The organism is Serratia sp. PL7, assembly GCF_945957435.1.
This window is the reverse complement of record NZ_CAMFLB010000001.1, coordinates 1570238-1583419: the sequence shown is the minus strand read 5'-3', so window position 1 is coordinate 1583419 and position 13182 is coordinate 1570238. Positions and strand designations below refer to the sequence as shown.

27 protein-coding genes are annotated in these 13182 nt (G+C 49.6%); 11 read left to right on the top strand and 16 right to left on the bottom strand.

All coding sequences use genetic code 11. The annotated features are described in order from the left end of the window. Positions 1 to 3: 3 nt before the first annotated feature. The 16 genes from N6G83_RS07515 to N6G83_RS07440 form a co-directional block, all read right to left on the bottom strand. Positions 4 to 600, bottom strand: coding sequence for a hypothetical protein (locus N6G83_RS07515; protein WP_260515057.1), 597 nt, complete (start codon positions 598 to 600; stop codon positions 4 to 6). Positions 601 to 772: 172 nt separating this feature from the next. Continuing rightward, positions 773 to 1585 carry a hypothetical protein gene (locus N6G83_RS07510; protein ID WP_260515055.1) on the bottom strand — a complete coding sequence of 271 codons (813 nt, stop codon included), beginning with the start codon at positions 1583 to 1585 and terminating at the stop codon, positions 773 to 775. Continuing rightward, on the bottom strand, positions 1578 to 1760 hold the full coding sequence (locus N6G83_RS07505) for a hypothetical protein (protein ID WP_260515053.1): 183 nt from the start codon (positions 1758 to 1760) through the stop codon (positions 1578 to 1580). Before N6G83_RS07505 ends, N6G83_RS07510 begins: the two co-directional genes overlap by 8 nt. Positions 1761 to 1937: 177 nt before the next feature. Next, entirely contained in the window at positions 1938 to 2297 is a 360-nt protein-coding gene (locus tag N6G83_RS07500; RefSeq protein ID WP_260515052.1) for a hypothetical protein, read from the bottom strand. After that, complete coding sequence (locus N6G83_RS07495) at positions 2294 to 2563, bottom strand: hypothetical protein (RefSeq protein ID WP_260515051.1); 270 nt, start codon at positions 2561 to 2563, stop codon at positions 2294 to 2296. The genes N6G83_RS07500 and N6G83_RS07495 overlap by 4 nt, the downstream gene beginning before the upstream one ends. After that, entirely contained in the window at positions 2560 to 3078 is a 519-nt protein-coding gene (locus N6G83_RS07490; protein ID WP_260515049.1) for a hypothetical protein, read from the bottom strand. Before N6G83_RS07490 ends, N6G83_RS07495 begins: the two co-directional genes overlap by 4 nt. Before the next feature lie 184 nt (positions 3079 to 3262). After that, positions 3263 to 3625, bottom strand: a complete 363-nt coding sequence (locus N6G83_RS07485) for a hypothetical protein (RefSeq protein WP_260515048.1) — start codon at positions 3623 to 3625, stop codon at positions 3263 to 3265. 3 nt (positions 3626 to 3628) lie between these two features. After that, positions 3629 to 4327 (bottom strand): lambda exonuclease family protein, encoded by a 699-nt coding sequence (locus N6G83_RS07480; RefSeq protein WP_409529438.1) that lies wholly within the window; start codon positions 4325 to 4327, stop codon positions 3629 to 3631. After that, a complete protein-coding gene (locus N6G83_RS07475) occupies positions 4320 to 5258 on the bottom strand; it encodes a RecT family recombinase (protein WP_260515044.1) in 939 nt (312 codons plus the stop codon). Before N6G83_RS07475 ends, N6G83_RS07480 begins: the two co-directional genes overlap by 8 nt. Further along, complete coding sequence (locus N6G83_RS07470; RefSeq protein ID WP_260515043.1) at positions 5258 to 5560, bottom strand: hypothetical protein; 303 nt, start codon at positions 5558 to 5560, stop codon at positions 5258 to 5260. Before N6G83_RS07470 ends, N6G83_RS07475 begins: the two co-directional genes overlap by 1 nt. Then, entirely contained in the window at positions 5557 to 5727 is a 171-nt protein-coding gene (locus tag N6G83_RS07465; protein WP_260515042.1) for a hypothetical protein, read from the bottom strand. The genes N6G83_RS07470 and N6G83_RS07465 overlap by 4 nt, the downstream gene beginning before the upstream one ends. 104 nt (positions 5728 to 5831) lie before the next feature. Continuing rightward, a complete protein-coding gene (locus tag N6G83_RS07460; RefSeq protein WP_260515041.1) occupies positions 5832 to 5993 on the bottom strand; it encodes a hypothetical protein in 162 nt (53 codons plus the stop codon). 113 nt (positions 5994 to 6106) lie between these two features. Then, positions 6107 to 6448 (bottom strand): hypothetical protein, encoded by a 342-nt coding sequence (locus N6G83_RS07455; protein ID WP_260515039.1) that lies wholly within the window; start codon positions 6446 to 6448, stop codon positions 6107 to 6109. A 59-nt stretch (positions 6449 to 6507) separates the two neighbouring features. Further along, positions 6508 to 6822: a hypothetical protein gene (locus N6G83_RS07450; RefSeq protein ID WP_260515038.1), complete on the bottom strand. Its 315-nt coding sequence runs from the start codon at positions 6820 to 6822 to the stop codon at positions 6508 to 6510. Then, positions 6822 to 7070, bottom strand: coding sequence for a hypothetical protein (locus N6G83_RS07445; RefSeq protein WP_260515036.1), 249 nt, complete (start codon positions 7068 to 7070; stop codon positions 6822 to 6824). The genes N6G83_RS07450 and N6G83_RS07445 overlap by 1 nt, the downstream gene beginning before the upstream one ends. Before the next feature lie 421 nt (positions 7071 to 7491). Continuing rightward, the gene (locus N6G83_RS07440) at positions 7492 to 8199 is read right to left on the bottom strand and encodes a S24 family peptidase (protein ID WP_260515035.1); all 708 of its coding nucleotides are present in this window, start codon (positions 8197 to 8199) and stop codon (positions 7492 to 7494) included. A gap of 105 nt (positions 8200 to 8304) precedes the next feature. Here N6G83_RS07440 and N6G83_RS07435 point away from each other — a divergent pair, with 105 nt between their 5' ends. The 11 genes from N6G83_RS07435 (at position 8305) to N6G83_RS07385 (ending at position 13179) form a co-directional block, all read left to right on the top strand. After that, a complete protein-coding gene (locus tag N6G83_RS07435) occupies positions 8305 to 8544 on the top strand; it encodes a helix-turn-helix domain-containing protein (RefSeq protein ID WP_260515034.1) in 240 nt (79 codons plus the stop codon). Between the two features lie 109 nt (positions 8545 to 8653). Further along, entirely contained in the window at positions 8654 to 8932 is a 279-nt protein-coding gene (locus N6G83_RS07430) for a CII family transcriptional regulator (protein ID WP_038876083.1), read from the top strand. Between the two features lie 34 nt (positions 8933 to 8966). Then, positions 8967 to 9131, top strand: coding sequence for a hypothetical protein (locus N6G83_RS07425; RefSeq protein WP_165877134.1), 165 nt, complete (start codon positions 8967 to 8969; stop codon positions 9129 to 9131). After that, positions 9118 to 10008, top strand: coding sequence for a replication protein (locus tag N6G83_RS07420; protein WP_260515031.1), 891 nt, complete (start codon positions 9118 to 9120; stop codon positions 10006 to 10008). The genes N6G83_RS07425 and N6G83_RS07420 overlap by 14 nt, the downstream gene beginning before the upstream one ends. Next, positions 10008 to 11345 (top strand): replicative DNA helicase, encoded by a 1338-nt coding sequence (locus N6G83_RS07415; protein ID WP_260515029.1) that lies wholly within the window; start codon positions 10008 to 10010, stop codon positions 11343 to 11345. Before N6G83_RS07420 ends, N6G83_RS07415 begins: the two co-directional genes overlap by 1 nt. 23 nt (positions 11346 to 11368) lie before the next feature. Beyond that, positions 11369 to 11626, top strand: a complete 258-nt coding sequence (locus N6G83_RS07410) for a hypothetical protein (RefSeq protein WP_260515028.1) — start codon at positions 11369 to 11371, stop codon at positions 11624 to 11626. Positions 11627 to 11628: 2 nt separating this feature from the next. Beyond that, complete coding sequence (locus N6G83_RS07405) at positions 11629 to 11976, top strand: DUF551 domain-containing protein (protein WP_260515027.1); 348 nt, start codon at positions 11629 to 11631, stop codon at positions 11974 to 11976. 1 nt (position 11977) lies between these two features. Next, entirely contained in the window at positions 11978 to 12217 is a 240-nt protein-coding gene (locus N6G83_RS07400) for a DUF3850 domain-containing protein (RefSeq protein WP_260515025.1), read from the top strand. A gap of 2 nt (positions 12218 to 12219) precedes the next feature. After that, the gene (locus N6G83_RS07395) at positions 12220 to 12657 is read left to right on the top strand and encodes a recombination protein NinB (protein WP_260515023.1); all 438 of its coding nucleotides are present in this window, start codon (positions 12220 to 12222) and stop codon (positions 12655 to 12657) included. Then, the gene (locus N6G83_RS07390) at positions 12654 to 12824 is read left to right on the top strand and encodes a NinE family protein (protein WP_147827203.1); all 171 of its coding nucleotides are present in this window, start codon (positions 12654 to 12656) and stop codon (positions 12822 to 12824) included. Before N6G83_RS07395 ends, N6G83_RS07390 begins: the two co-directional genes overlap by 4 nt. Positions 12825 to 12999: 175 nt before the next feature. Continuing rightward, positions 13000 to 13179, top strand: coding sequence for a hypothetical protein (locus N6G83_RS07385; protein ID WP_260515021.1), 180 nt, complete (start codon positions 13000 to 13002; stop codon positions 13177 to 13179). The last annotated feature ends 3 nt before the right edge of the window (positions 13180 to 13182 follow it).

The following is a 13182-nucleotide window of genomic DNA, read 5'->3' as shown; positions in this document are numbered from 1 at the left end:
TGTTTATATTTTATCTGCACCACCCTGCTTGGCAGCAGCCAGTGCAGATTCATAGATGCATAGAGCAATCCCGCCGCAGCAACGAGCTTCCATGGCGATGGCTTCGGCGATTTCGTCGGTAATTTCCAGCGGCATGAGTTTGAAGCCCTCCGGCACCACTGGCGATGGCGGGGCATCGTACAACACGCGAAACTCGTAATCGTTATCAGCCGCGTGCTGTACGCTCATCTCTGCGTGTTGCTCTGCTGTGATGCGCTCCCAGTCGTGCCACATGTTGTGGCCGCTGTTCCAGTAGCGCATTTCCCATGCCACGGCATTTGCGTTGGCTGGTGCTGGCGGAGCGGTGAACAGCGGACTCCATGAACCAGAGGATTTACGCACCTCTTCAATGTCTCTATCAAGAATAATTCGCCACGGCTCTCCCTTGTGCTGCCACGCAACCACCACCGGCTGCGCCTCCCGGTTAGCCGCCAGTTCGTCAAATGCATCGGCGTTCAGCAGCATGTCCTGAGCGATGCTCACGGATTCCCACTTCGCCTCTACTGCCTTTTCGCGCCAGAACTTAGCGCGCGCTCTCAACTGCTCAGTCGTTAGTGTCATGCATCCTCCCTTACGTAGATTGGTTGCTTCCATCCGCAGTGGCAGTCCTGAAGCTCTCCACTACCTCCCTCCAGATACTCGCCACATTCCGGGCAGTAAAGCCGTGGCATGCCGTGTGTCTCCAGCAGGTGACTAACACGGCGAACGCGCTCTATGGTCATGACGGTCATGGCTACTCATCCCCCTGTACGGTGAAGCCAGCGGCGCGCAGCTTCTTAATCACATCGTCTCGGTTCAGATAAAATCCGAATGGCTCAGGGCGCATGAACGGTTCCCCGCTTGCATGGACTGCCGGAATGAGTGCGCCAGGCAACCGCACCGGCGTAGCCAGCTTGGCGCGTAATTCAGCGATTACCGCTTCGCTATCCCCGTCAACAGGTGGAAGGTCAGGAGTGGTAACACCAAACAGCGCGGCCAGTGCCCGGTAGTTTTGCTCGCTGTGGTAGCGACCTTTGCAGCGCACCAGTTTTTCGGCGGCCGCCCGAATGGCTTCCAGCTCGGCGATGCGCTGCTCTGCCGCTGCAAGTTTCTGCGCCGGAGTTAATCCTTCAACGCGTTGCATGGTTACGGTCATCTCTCCGACTTCTGCATGCTCGAAAAGCAGTTCGAGATAGTTGATGGCGCCAGAGGATTTAAACTGGTCAGCGAAGCAATCGGCCATCAGTTGCACGGCAAGCCCAGAGAACGTGAACCCAAAGCTTCCATCCTGCTTAGGCTCTGCTTTGTTTAGGTAAAGTTCACCGGCCAAAAACTCACCCAGGCTTTTACCCGCAATGCGTTCAGTTTCGATGCCGTCGAATGCATTAACGCAAGCAATGGCGCGCTCATCTTTTTCTTTCGATTTCTCCAGCAGGGCGGAGACGTACTCTTGCGAGTAGAGCGATTCGTAAATCTGCGGCTCCGTGTTTTCGGTCGCGTTGAAAGTTCTGCCGGTGTGCTTATTGCGGCACGCAGTTGGCTTGCTCAGTTCGCTCTTATTATCCATGCCGGTATTCCTTGATGTAGTCCAGCGCCTTCAGAATGGCCCAGCAGAAGAGGCTGAGTAACACGCCAGCGATGAAGTAACCGAAAGGCCCCGATACAGTGATTTTCATGGCAGAAACCAGAAGCACTGACGCGACAAAAATTAGTGTGCGAATCACACCGATGAACATGCTCATAATGCTTTCTCCTGGGCCTCGGCCCGCTCGCGTTCTTCGCGCAGAATTTCGTTAATTATTTTCTCTACGATTAAGTTTCTGATAAGGCGGCGACTCGGCATGTGCTTGTACTTCCCTCTCGCACCGCGACGCTGGCATCGCTGAGCATGCATAACCTGACATTTGTTGATCGATTTGTTACCCACGCTCCACCTCCCTAGCGCTGTCACCAGACATCACTTTTGTAAAAGCTTCATGAACAGCACTTCTCATCTTGCCGATGTCATCTTCCATACTGCGAAATTCGACCTGTTTACGGCTTCTCTGCAGGGTGTAACCGCAGCGAGCCATGTACCAAAGGAAGGTATCAACAACGTAGATATGACCATCGCGCGCGTTGCCGTTTTGGTTGGCGTTTACGATGACGTGGTGCATTGCCTTGAACACATCTTTTTGGGCATGGAAGTCGCGCATAAACTCCGGCAGGTATTCTCCGCTTAGCAACCAATCTGAAAGTGGCTTCAGTTCATTTGCTGGCATCACTGGGCGCTCTTTCATTTGGCCTCCCCGGAAGTAATCGCGAAACCGAATACCTGCGGATTTTTTTGAATGATGCGCACCGCCTGAGTAAACTCAGCAACTTTGCGATCATCGAAATAGTTAAGGATGGTTGTGCAGCAGCCAAGGTTTCTCTCTTCGCAATTCTTGAACGCAAAGGAGGCGATCATTGGCATGTTATTTTCTTTGCAGATGGCAATGATTTTCTGCATCAGCGGGCTGATCTGCTCGTCGTAGACGTTTTCGAGGTCGAAGATTTCCATCATTTGGCCTCCCGCAGCTCGTCAGCTTTAAGTTCCGCGACCGTAGCGCTGATAAGCTGGCAGTCACACAGATGCTTGAGGGCTCGCGCGGTAGCCTCATTCCGGATAGTTGCAAGTGCTGCGTCAGTGGCCGGGGTTTTCACATTTGGTCGATATTCAGTGTCAGGAGTCTGCATCCATCCCACCACCCAATCCTTTGTGTAATAGGTGCCATCATTGGTTCGATAATCGTGTGAATACTCCTCTGGCAATGCCTTGAGGGCTGCGTACTGACCATTTTTTAACTTGGCAATAAACCATTCGCTTGCATAAAAACCATGCTGTGGCCGACCATCTTGTAGAGTGCATACTGAAGAATTTATCAACGCCGCATTCTCCACAGCCAGCGCATCGATGGTTTGATTGGCTGCATGATCACGTTGAATGGATTCTTGCTCACTGGACAGGGCGTTTCTCAGGCGAACCTCCAGCGCATCGTGCTTAGCCTTCAGGGCTTCATAGGTCAATACTTCGGTCATAGGTCATCCTTAGCCCGCACCACAGCATCAACTGGCAGGCATTCGTAAGAAGAGGGGAGGTTTTGCGCGGAGATGTCAGCAGTACAGTTCTGGTAATCCGGGTAGATGTAGCCAGCTGATTCATAGCTGCACGAATCCGCACCTGCTGAACAGATGAGAAGAAATAATCCGAACATGAGTTGTCTCAGTTTTTGGTTAGCCAGCCATTGCGCCGGAGGTTTTCTAGCAAGCGCCTATCTCCGATTAACTCAACTGAGCGACCGGTTATTTCGGCTATCTGCTGGTTTGAATGGGTAAAAAAAAGAGCCAACTCTTGTTGGCTCCATTTGTCGCATGGCTTGATTAGATGCCGCCATTTTCGAAGCGGCTGCTTCTTGTTTCGGTAATGCAGCGAGGTTCCTCCGATGCGCCTTAGCTTCAACCGGCGAGCCTCTCTAATTACCGCAGACTCGCTTCGTTCAAGCTTCCTTGCGATGATTTCTACTTCCGTGTCTTTGGTTGCTTGCCGGAGATATTTTCTTTCGTAGTCCTGCCAGCGATCTGACATGGCTTACCTCCATTGGTCGAAGAATTCAAACCCCATAACAGCCAACGCCTCGTCCATCCTTGCGATGAACTGTGGGATTTTTGTCTCAAAAGCATCCTGGTATTCATTGTCCTTCGGGATGATGATTGAGTGCATGTTTTCTTTTTTCATGCGAGGGTCGTAATTGCTAAACCACCACTCATCACAACCTGTTACCCACATCGAATACTGAACCTGAGCCATATACTCTTTCTTTACCGCATCCAGCCCGCCAAGGCGAAAGCGAATGTATTGAGAAGAGGTGTAAGGTGATTTAAGTTCAAGTCCTCTCCCATCACTGCACATGCCATCTGGAGAGCAAGCGCAACGCATGGTTTCGTCTTTGTAGTAGATAGGCGGTAGTTCGATGGTTAAATCGTTTTCGAATTCAAACAGCATGCGTGCTGCTTCTTCGTGCTTCTTGCCCCACAGCAGGGGGCGAGCAGGTATTTCATCAGGTATTGCTCCGGTGCAGACCTCAGCGATCAAATCCATCATGTATGATTCGGCCATGCCTGAAAGCAATCCAGCCTCTTTGTCGGCCTTGGCACGCGGTTCGGTCAGGATGTCGCCGACGCGTGAAGCTGTTATGCAGGCCAGTCTGCACTTCTTCCATTCATCGCTTCCCTGCGATATTGCCGAAACATCAAACCCAAGCCGAGCAGAAGCAAGATCGTTATGCAGCATTTGCCGCCTCCTTAGCGGCAAGTTTCCGCTCTAGGCTGGAAATAAGCTTATCCGCCTCGGAGCTGGTCAAATCTGCTTGGCTTTCCACGTGGCGCCCGGTCATTGATAGACAAGCTTTCTTCAGGCTATCGAAAGTCGAATCTACAGAGATAAGGATTGAGTTAATTCGATCTGACTGTTCAGGGGTAATGCCAGTGACATCCTTCTCAGGACGAGATTGTTCCTGGTTGAAGTTGATTCCCTCACCAGCCTCCGTGTTCACATAATCGATGGCTGCATCCAGGCGGTCACGTCGTGGCCAGTATTTAACGGCCTGCTTTACCACGGTCTTGAGGATCATCTGCTCTTCATCGGTAGCCCACGGAGTAGATTTAATGCGCTTAGCTACATACGCCTTCCAGCCAGAAGAACGGTCTCTGATGCTAAAGATTGAAGCAATCGGCATCGTGTGGGTTAGGTAATCACCTTCGGCTGTCTTAGCTACGCAATATGCGCCAACAATTTCACCGCGTTCCTCTGCAGTCGAAAAATCGCTGAATTCGTGTAGTGGGGCTCGATCAATCGCTGTACGAGTGAACTTGTCATTCTTCCGTACTATCAGCGCTTGACACCACTGTACAGCGCCAGACTGCTGAGCGATGTGCATTAGACCCATATAACTGATATCTAGGCATACAGCTCCATCTCTAGGAACTAGATAAGCTAGCTTTGATGCCGGGTTAAGTGAAATGCCAATGGCCGCTACGTTGATGATCGCGCTCTGCGCACTTGCCGGATTCCCTATCGCCGTTTTCGTCAGGAAATCATTCTTCTGGAAAAGCTGCATCGCGAACTGGCTTTCCTTAGCCCATGTAACTGATTGGTCAGTCAGCGCGCCGCTAAATAACGGCTCCTGCTGCTTCACGAATTCAATGATGCTGAAGCTCATCACGCTACCTCGTCGTATCTGTGTTTGTTCCGGTATATCTCGACAGCCCGCTCACGCTTCACAATCTCTGTCAGACAATCCCAAATTGCTTTGCTGGCTATCTCCTGAAACTCGGATGAGTCAGCAGCCAGCGCGAATATCTCTGCTTCACAATGCGGAAGATGCTCTCTAAGCATTTTCTCCATGTAACCAATCCGCATCTGCTTATCGAGGCGCTCAACTTCTTCATAAACCGCTTCGTTATCTTCTTCGGTGAAATTAGAAACGATTTTTTCAACTTCCATTCTCTGGGCTACATTCATGGCCGACCCTCGGTGCGTAAGATTTCGATCAGCTTATCCAGCCAGCTCTTGCGAGGTGGAGGCGTAAAGCTAGCGCTGGTCAGGATGTTTGATTTGTGATGCTGCATTTTGAGAAGAAAGTTATTGGAGCAGCCCATGCCGGACTGCCCTGCGATGGCGTACATCATGGGCTTTTCCTTTGATATGTTGATTGATAGGTATTCATTGCTGAACCAAATCGTAAATTGGCTTAGCGATGGGTAAAAAAAAGCCGCACTTAGGCGGCTGTTAGTTAATCCTGCAGATATTCGTCTGTAGATACTGCTTGCTCACTTTGTAACAACTCGGCATGAGTGCTGGTAACAACAACCGAATGGTGAGGGTTTACATTTTCTGCAAGCCATTTAATCAGTGGGCGAACAACTTCTTCGAAGGTCTGATTTTGTTTTTCCATACTTTCTCCAGTTAAAAAAATGGCCGCACAATGGCGGCCTAAGTGATGATAAGAGGGGTTATGTCTTCGTACAGATACATCATCAGCTCACACGGATATGAGCTTTGTGATGGTCAGTTGCCTAACGCTTCTTGGATTGCTTCTCGTGCAAAATCCCATTCCACATACTCACCATGCTTATCATGTGCATGAAGAGCATCCTGCAGCGCCTCAAGAAGCTTTGGCGCAGCAGCGATTAGGTTAGCATCATCAATTTTATAAACCGTGTCGCAGACACACTCACCATCGCTTCCGAACGTTACTTCCAGATGAGTAAGCGATTTGTTATTCCAGTGCTGACCTATTACATTCACCTTCCACGGCCCCGGAGTTCCTTTAAATCCACCCATCACATAACCCTCATCAATCCAATAATCACGCCACACCAGAAGAGGGCGCATGAAACCAACATCCAAAACCAAACCTTTCCTCTGAAGCTCATGCTTACCTCTACTTTTAGGCGTAAAAAAAGCCGCTAGGCGGCTTTGATGAATATCTCGAAAGCTTTTGGTGCTAGCCGAGGCTTGAAGTCCCTTATGTCACGCAATACCTGCTTTAGCTCTGAAGTCCTTATCCCTCGGCGTTTTGCTTCCTGCTTAATCAAGTCTGCGTCCATCACTTCAAACAATGATTTTGCCACTCGCTTTGCTTCTTCAAATTCCGCTTTGGCATCGCAAATCTCTCGCGCTTTGCGTTGTTTTTCTGCTTTCAAATGGTCTTCAAGTTCTTTATGGAAATTGCCGCGCTTGATGAGCGGTAAATTAAGAATTCCATGGTCTAGTGGCATCATTACCTCGCCGTTACTGATTTTGATTTGCGATGCCCAGCTGCGAACATCGCCACTTCTGGCAAGCAGCATGAACCGCTATAAATAGGCTTCTTGGCCGGTAACTCGACCCGGGTTAACTTCGCCCAGGCTTTGCTTAACTTCTTCGCTGTATCCGCATCTTCGCGGCGTTTTGCCATCACTTCACCACGCTGGCGATAGCGACGCGTCTTGCTGTTTTCTTTCGCTGGCTTAACGATGATTGTTGTCATAACTACCTCCAGTAAGTGGCTTTGGTGGTGTGGTGGCCGGCGCTGATCTCCGGCTTGCATTGATATGGCGGCAATTTCCATATCTCGCGGTAAGCGCTGCCTAGCACCTGCGCATCAGCCTGCGCATTCACCACACCCCAAAGCCACTTCGCTTTGGTCTCCTACACTGGCAGGAGAAATTCCCATGATTGTTAAAGAGCGTTGCCAATATTCCGTTTGGCTGGTCAGCGTCCTGCTGTGATTAGAAATGTACTCGCAAGTAAAGTTTATGTCTATACCTGAAAGTAAAGTATTTTGTCGATTGAGGTAAAGTCGTTGAAATTTTAGGTAAATTATTTTCTGGAATTTGACGGAGATCTGATTTTGGCGGGATTTAGAAAACAAAAAACCCGGCATTAGCCGGGCCTGACGTGGTTGCTGGTTAGTTTAACCAGGCGCCAACCACAACTCCTACTATGTCGTATTCGTCTCCATCGAGATGAGGGAATCCAGGCATGGCAGCTCTTAGCCATCTGTTTCCACCATCCTCATAGAAGAACCGGAAGGTTAGGTCTGATTCGCTCCCGCCAATTTTGCGGGCTATCACTTTGTCCCCAGAAGAAATATGTTGGTTCAAATACGGCTCAACAAGTATCAAAGATCCCTTCGGATAGTTGACTCCAGTGGAGCCGGCCATTGTGTCATCCTTAACTTCAAGCCAAAAAGCCCGCTCTCCATAGTCTTTTATTGATGGCAACCATGTCGTTGCTCTTTGTTCTATCTCATGCATCTTGTCAGACCAGGTGGAAACGTCACCCCATCCTATCAAGGGATACTTCTTAGTCGAGATAGTTTTTATGTGTTGCACACCATACGTATTGATATTGTGAGCATCATCATAATTAGCATCTTGAACTATGCCATCAAACCAACCCGTGGGGCGACCCAGGCCGCTCTCTATGTCGCGGACAGCCTGTTCGCCTATGTTTCTTTTACCACTCTTTCCAGCAGGATAGAGCATCCTGGAAATAACTGATTCTGCTATACCCGTCTTCTCAGACAAGGCCTTTTGCGTGCCCAGGGAATCTATTATCTCCTGCAGCTTCTTTCTGCGGCGCTCAAATACATGAGACTTGTCTTCTTTTTGCATCGCCTCATCTTACCCGAAGGTATTTCTAGGTAAATGACCTCTGAGTATTGCAAGTAACTTTACTTGCAAGTATACTTTTCGTGAATACAGCAAGGAGTGACATGAATGGAAAAGCTTCAGCTTTACCTGAACTCCCTTGGCATTGAGCAACAGAAGGCCTTCGCTGGCCAGTGCAACACCTCTGTAGGCTATCTGCGCAAGGCGATTTCCAATAAGCAAAAACTAGGCGCAGCGCTTTCAGTGCGGATCGAAAGCAACTCTGGTGGCCAAGTATCGCGAAAGGATCTTCACCCAAATGATTGGTTCGAGATCTGGCCTGAGTTAACAGCTTCATTTGCAGCATAAGCACCACCGCTCTTTAACATCCCTGACCAGCTCCGCCAGTGTGGAGCATTTGAAGACTAAGCCGAGCTTAGTCGCGATTAATCATTTATCAACAAAGGAAGTATTACGCATGGAAACTGCAAGCACACGCAAGACGGCGATGAAGATTCACTCGTCGCTTCTGAACAAAATCGCAGTAATGGGTCAGCGCAAATTTGCTGACGCCATGGGTGTTCATGAGTCACAGGTTAGCCGGTGGAAATCAGGCTTGCTGGAGACTATGAGCATGGCGCTGGCTGTCCTGAACTATGGGATAGCAGACGAAGAAATGGCGGAGTTGGCTAAGCGCCTGGCTGGATATCTGTCACCAAAAGAAAACGCCCCGGAAGTTGCAGCTTTCGAGGCGTGATAGTGATGTTTGGAGATAACCACTGGAGGAAATTATGGCAAAAAATCGCCGAATTTACAAGACAGAAGAGGAACGACGGCATCCTGATTCACCGGAAGGAATCGTTGTTGCAGCCGCCAATAACCGAAGCTTTGCTGCTCGGTTCATTGGTGAATATCGGATTGCATTGGCAGGGGTGAAGAAGAATGGGCGTCGTTAGAAAATTATCCGACTACCGTAAACCTTATCAAGAGGTCATGGAGCAACGCGTGGCTGATACTGATGATGGGTATACCCGCATAGCTAACGAGCTGCTAGAAGCCATCCTGAGAGCTAATTTAACCGCTCGCCAGCTCAAGATTGCGTTTGCGATCATCCGTAAGACATATGGATTCGGAAAGAAAACAGACCGGATCACAAACACACAAATTTCCAGCATGACCGGCATTCATCACACCCATGTTTGCACTGCAAAAAACGAGATGATCATGATGAACATCATCGTAACCAGCGGAACGCAAATCGGGATAAATAAGGTAGTTTCTGACTGGAATTGCGATATTAGCCAAGGCAGCGAAACATTAGCCAAGTCAGCTAATAAAAGTTTAGCCACTTCAGCTAATGGGCATTCGCCAACTCAGCTAAACACAAAAGAAACTATTCAAAAGAAAGAAAGAAACATTACCCAAACCCACGCAGTGGGGTTGTCATTGGAAGAAAAATTAACCCCACGGCAGAAGGGCACCAATCCGCGAGCTAAGGGAACAAATCCTCGCTCTACAATGCCAGCTTTCGATCGTGAAAGACTGCGCGACACCTGGAACTGCAAAGCCGATAAGCATGGGCTCCCAAAAATTCGCAATGTATCGACCACAGTCGAGAGTGGATTGAAGCGCCTCTGGCAGTCATACCTGAAGCAGTGCAAGGAGATTGGCAGCCAGCCAACAGAGATCAACACGTTCCTGAATGGCTATCTCGCCCATGGCTACACGCCAACGAAGTGGGCTTGTGGCGACAATCCAGAAGGCAAGCGATACGGCATTGAAACCGCACTTCGCCAAGAGAAGATTGACGAAATTCTTTCCCGGGAGGACTGATGGAAAGCTACGAGTTTGAAGAGCAGTTGGTCGGCTCAATGATGATCAAGGGCGACCATATCGACTGCCGAGAAGTCGCCGGCAAGTTACCTGCAGAAGCCTTTGAAAATTTCCACCTCCGCCAGATGTATCAAGTAATCGTCACCCTCCTGAATCAGGCCGAACCAATCGACCAGTTCACCGTTCAAGATAGTCTTTCCGATTCAAGCAAGGACTTAGTGTTGAGCGTGGCGGCGCGATGCAAATCTGCAGCTAACATCCGGGCCTGGGCAAAACGTGTCCGTCAATGCTGGATGATCCGCAAAGGCATTAGCGATCTGCAGCAAGCAATCTCAATTCTGCAAAGCGTCGGCGCACATGATATTAACGAGCGAACCGCAGAAGTGGCGAGCGTTCTTTCAAAAGTGCAGTTCGAGACCAACGACAAGCTTCCTCGCCGCATCGGTGATTTGCTGCCTGACTACATGGACGTGCTTGAAAAGCGAATGCAGGGCGCTGATTCCGGGATGTACCTGAAAACGGGAATCGACCCGCTGGATGATGAGTATGGCGGATTCGACCGCACAGACTTAATCATCATCGCTGGCCGCCCTGGCATGGGCAAGACGGAGCTAGCAATCAACATTGCTAACTCGATTGGTAGGCAGAAGGGTAAGGGCTTGCTGGTGTCTATGGAGATGTCTGACATGCAGGTGGTAGAGCGTCATGTCGCGGATCGCGCAGGATTATCCATCAGCACGCTACGCAACCCGCTGAACATGATTCAAGAGCAATACACGAAGCTCACCGGCGCAACCGGCACACTGATGGACGAAAACAACTACGTAATTGATGGCGCCTTTACCGTTGACGCTGCTATTGCCCACGCAGATCGGATGAACATGGACGGCGGATTAAGCTTCCTCGCTATCGATTATCTCGGTCTTATCACAAAGCCAAAAGCAGAGCGTAACGACATCGCCATCGGGGAAATGACGCGCAAGCTGAAGCAGTTCTGTCTGCGCAGCAAGGTTCCTGTAATTCTTTTGGCGCAGCTAAACCGCGGCCCAGAAAATCGGGCAGACAAACGACCAAGCATGGCAGACCTGAAGGACTCAAGCTCCATTGAGCAGGACGCTGACGTGATTATCTTCCCGTATCGCGACGAAGTTTACGATGAGCACAGCAACATGAAAGGCATTGCCGAAATCATCATCGGGAAATATCGCTCCGGACAGCCAAAGACATTTTACATGGGCTGGAAGAATGGTCACTTCGTAAACATCGACCAAGAAGAGGCTGCGATGCGTTATGCGCAGAACGAACAACAAACCAAAGAAGCATCTGGCTGGCGCTGACCTGCCAAGCAAAGGAGACAACCATGGATAAGCAACAAGAAGAGAGTCGGAAGCAGTTTGAAAAGTATTTTGATGACGCTTACGGCTGTCATCCAACAGATAGCCACGACCAAAGACACGTGGAAGTCATATGGCATGTCTGGCAGGCCAGCCGAGCAAACATCGTGGTTGGGCTTCCAAGGCCATCATGTGTTTATGCTGACCACAGCTATCCGGCGTATTCACAAAAGCAGGTTGAGAATTTACTCAATTCTATCGGCCTATCAATCAAAGGGGATTAGGCATGAAGCCTTTAAACAAAAACGAAATGGGCGAACTTGTTGCTGCTGTTCATTCTCTCGGAAAAGACAAGGTGCGAGAACTGGCTCTGCTTATGTGGCAACACATCCATGAAATCGAAATGGAAAGCTCAGGTAAATCCCAGGAGCGATGGATAGCGTGCAGTGAGCGAATGCCAGAATTGGATAAGCGAGTTCTGCTGTATTTTGGCAGTTACGACGGTCATATCGAAGATGGCTGTATCGGTGATGATGGCGATGGGCCATATCATTACTTCTTTGATGGCGATTCACTGCAGCAAGAGCCAACCCACTGGATGCCACTACCAGAATTACCAATCACAGGTAAATAGTATGGAACATCATCTGAAAATTCTTCCTCAGCATTACGAGGCCGTATCGCAAGGACTGAAGCTTGCCGAATTAAGAAAGGACGACCGCCACTATGAAGCTGGAGACATCCTTAGACTGCATGAATGGGATGGTGCATATACCGGCAGGCATATATCCAGAATCGTAATCCATATCGCAGATGTTGGAGACTACCTGCCTGGGTACGTCATGTTAAGCATGAGTGGAAATTATAAGGGATAACAATGCAAAAGCAGGCCTTCTACCTAAGAAGCCCACAGATACGCCAGAACCTGAAAAACTTCATCGACAACATTCCACTAAATCCAGATAAACCCCTCGCAGTAACCATCCAAGAGCCAACCAGAAGTCTAGACCAGAACGCAAAACTCTGGGCAACCCTGCGCGACATCTCCGAGCAGGTCATTTGGTATGGAAAGAGGATGAGCTCTGAGAGCTGGAAGTGTGTTTTCACTGCTGCGCTGAAGAAGCAAGAAACGGTTCCTGGCATAGACGGCGGCTTCGTCGTTCTGGGGCAATCAACAAGCAAGATGACCGTTGGCGAAATGCGCGACCTCATTGAGCTGATAAACGCGTTTGGTGCTGAGCATGGTGTCAAGTTCAGCGATGAATCCCGGCTCGCTATCGAGTGGGCTAATCGATATGGAGACAGAGCCGCATGACACAGCGAAGTCCAACGCAAATCATAATGGATAACCTGATATTCAAGACTGACCACCGCAAGACCAGAAAGCCCCGTACCAATCCCGAATTGACACCGACATTCAATTATACCGCGACATTAGCCGACAGCATGTGGCTGCGTCGTCGCGCCAGGAGAAAGCCATGATAGCGATATTAATTCTTATCGGAGTAATAGCCGCCTGCGCTTACTGCTTCATCGCTGGCCGCAGCTTCGAGTTCTTCTGCAAATACGAGCCAACACTATCCACCACAAAGATGCTGCTACTCAGCCTCGCATGGCCGGGTAATGCCGTTCTGTTTCTGCTGATGAGGTGCGTGCGATGATTACTACAACAATCCCGGAAATTATGAAAGTGCCGAAGAAGTACGGCACAGATATCTGCTGCAGCTGCTTATCGGTGTTGGCTGCGGATGAGTGCTACATCTGCCAGCATTGCAACGACGAGATAGACCGTCAAGCAGATGAGGTGATCGGAAACGCGGAGGAAGGTGATGAGTAGCTG

Coding starts and splice junctions, on each gene's coding strand:
- N6G83_RS07515 (WP_260515057.1), bottom strand. CDS start 600: ATGACACTAACGACTGAGCAGTTGAGAGCGCGCGCTAAGTTCTGGCGC.
- N6G83_RS07400 (WP_260515025.1), top strand. CDS start 11,978: ATGGAACATCATCTGAAAATTCTTCCTCAGCATTACGAGGCCGTATCG.
- N6G83_RS07510 (WP_260515055.1), bottom strand. CDS start 1,585: ATGGATAATAAGAGCGAACTGAGCAAGCCAACTGCGTGCCGCAATAAG.
- N6G83_RS07415 (WP_260515029.1), top strand. CDS start 10,008: ATGGAAAGCTACGAGTTTGAAGAGCAGTTGGTCGGCTCAATGATGATC.
- N6G83_RS07465 (WP_260515042.1), bottom strand. CDS start 5,727: ATGATGTACGCCATCGCAGGGCAGTCCGGCATGGGCTGCTCCAATAAC.
- N6G83_RS07485 (WP_260515048.1), bottom strand. CDS start 3,625: ATGTCAGATCGCTGGCAGGACTACGAAAGAAAATATCTCCGGCAAGCA.
- N6G83_RS07385 (WP_260515021.1), top strand. CDS start 13,000: ATGATTACTACAACAATCCCGGAAATTATGAAAGTGCCGAAGAAGTAC.
- N6G83_RS07430 (WP_038876083.1), top strand. CDS start 8,654: ATGGAAACTGCAAGCACACGCAAGACGGCGATGAAGATTCACTCGTCG.
- N6G83_RS07410 (WP_260515028.1), top strand. CDS start 11,369: ATGGATAAGCAACAAGAAGAGAGTCGGAAGCAGTTTGAAAAGTATTTT.
- N6G83_RS07405 (WP_260515027.1), top strand. CDS start 11,629: ATGAAGCCTTTAAACAAAAACGAAATGGGCGAACTTGTTGCTGCTGTT.
- N6G83_RS07505 (WP_260515053.1), bottom strand. CDS start 1,760: ATGAGCATGTTCATCGGTGTGATTCGCACACTAATTTTTGTCGCGTCA.
- N6G83_RS07395 (WP_260515023.1), top strand. CDS start 12,220: ATGCAAAAGCAGGCCTTCTACCTAAGAAGCCCACAGATACGCCAGAAC.
- N6G83_RS07470 (WP_260515043.1), bottom strand. CDS start 5,560: ATGAATGTAGCCCAGAGAATGGAAGTTGAAAAAATCGTTTCTAATTTC.
- N6G83_RS07390 (WP_147827203.1), top strand. CDS start 12,654: ATGACACAGCGAAGTCCAACGCAAATCATAATGGATAACCTGATATTC.
- N6G83_RS07475 (WP_260515044.1), bottom strand. CDS start 5,258: ATGAGCTTCAGCATCATTGAATTCGTGAAGCAGCAGGAGCCGTTATTT.
- N6G83_RS07450 (WP_260515038.1), bottom strand. CDS start 6,822: ATGATGCCACTAGACCATGGAATTCTTAATTTACCGCTCATCAAGCGC.
- N6G83_RS07445 (WP_260515036.1), bottom strand. CDS start 7,070: ATGACAACAATCATCGTTAAGCCAGCGAAAGAAAACAGCAAGACGCGT.
- N6G83_RS07425 (WP_165877134.1), top strand. CDS start 8,967: ATGGCAAAAAATCGCCGAATTTACAAGACAGAAGAGGAACGACGGCAT.
- N6G83_RS07500 (WP_260515052.1), bottom strand. CDS start 2,297: ATGAAAGAGCGCCCAGTGATGCCAGCAAATGAACTGAAGCCACTTTCA.
- N6G83_RS07435 (WP_260515034.1), top strand. CDS start 8,305: ATGGAAAAGCTTCAGCTTTACCTGAACTCCCTTGGCATTGAGCAACAG.
- N6G83_RS07460 (WP_260515041.1), bottom strand. CDS start 5,993: ATGGAAAAACAAAATCAGACCTTCGAAGAAGTTGTTCGCCCACTGATT.
- N6G83_RS07495 (WP_260515051.1), bottom strand. CDS start 2,563: ATGATGGAAATCTTCGACCTCGAAAACGTCTACGACGAGCAGATCAGC.
- N6G83_RS07490 (WP_260515049.1), bottom strand. CDS start 3,078: ATGACCGAAGTATTGACCTATGAAGCCCTGAAGGCTAAGCACGATGCG.
- N6G83_RS07420 (WP_260515031.1), top strand. CDS start 9,118: ATGGGCGTCGTTAGAAAATTATCCGACTACCGTAAACCTTATCAAGAG.
- N6G83_RS07440 (WP_260515035.1), bottom strand. CDS start 8,199: ATGCAAAAAGAAGACAAGTCTCATGTATTTGAGCGCCGCAGAAAGAAG.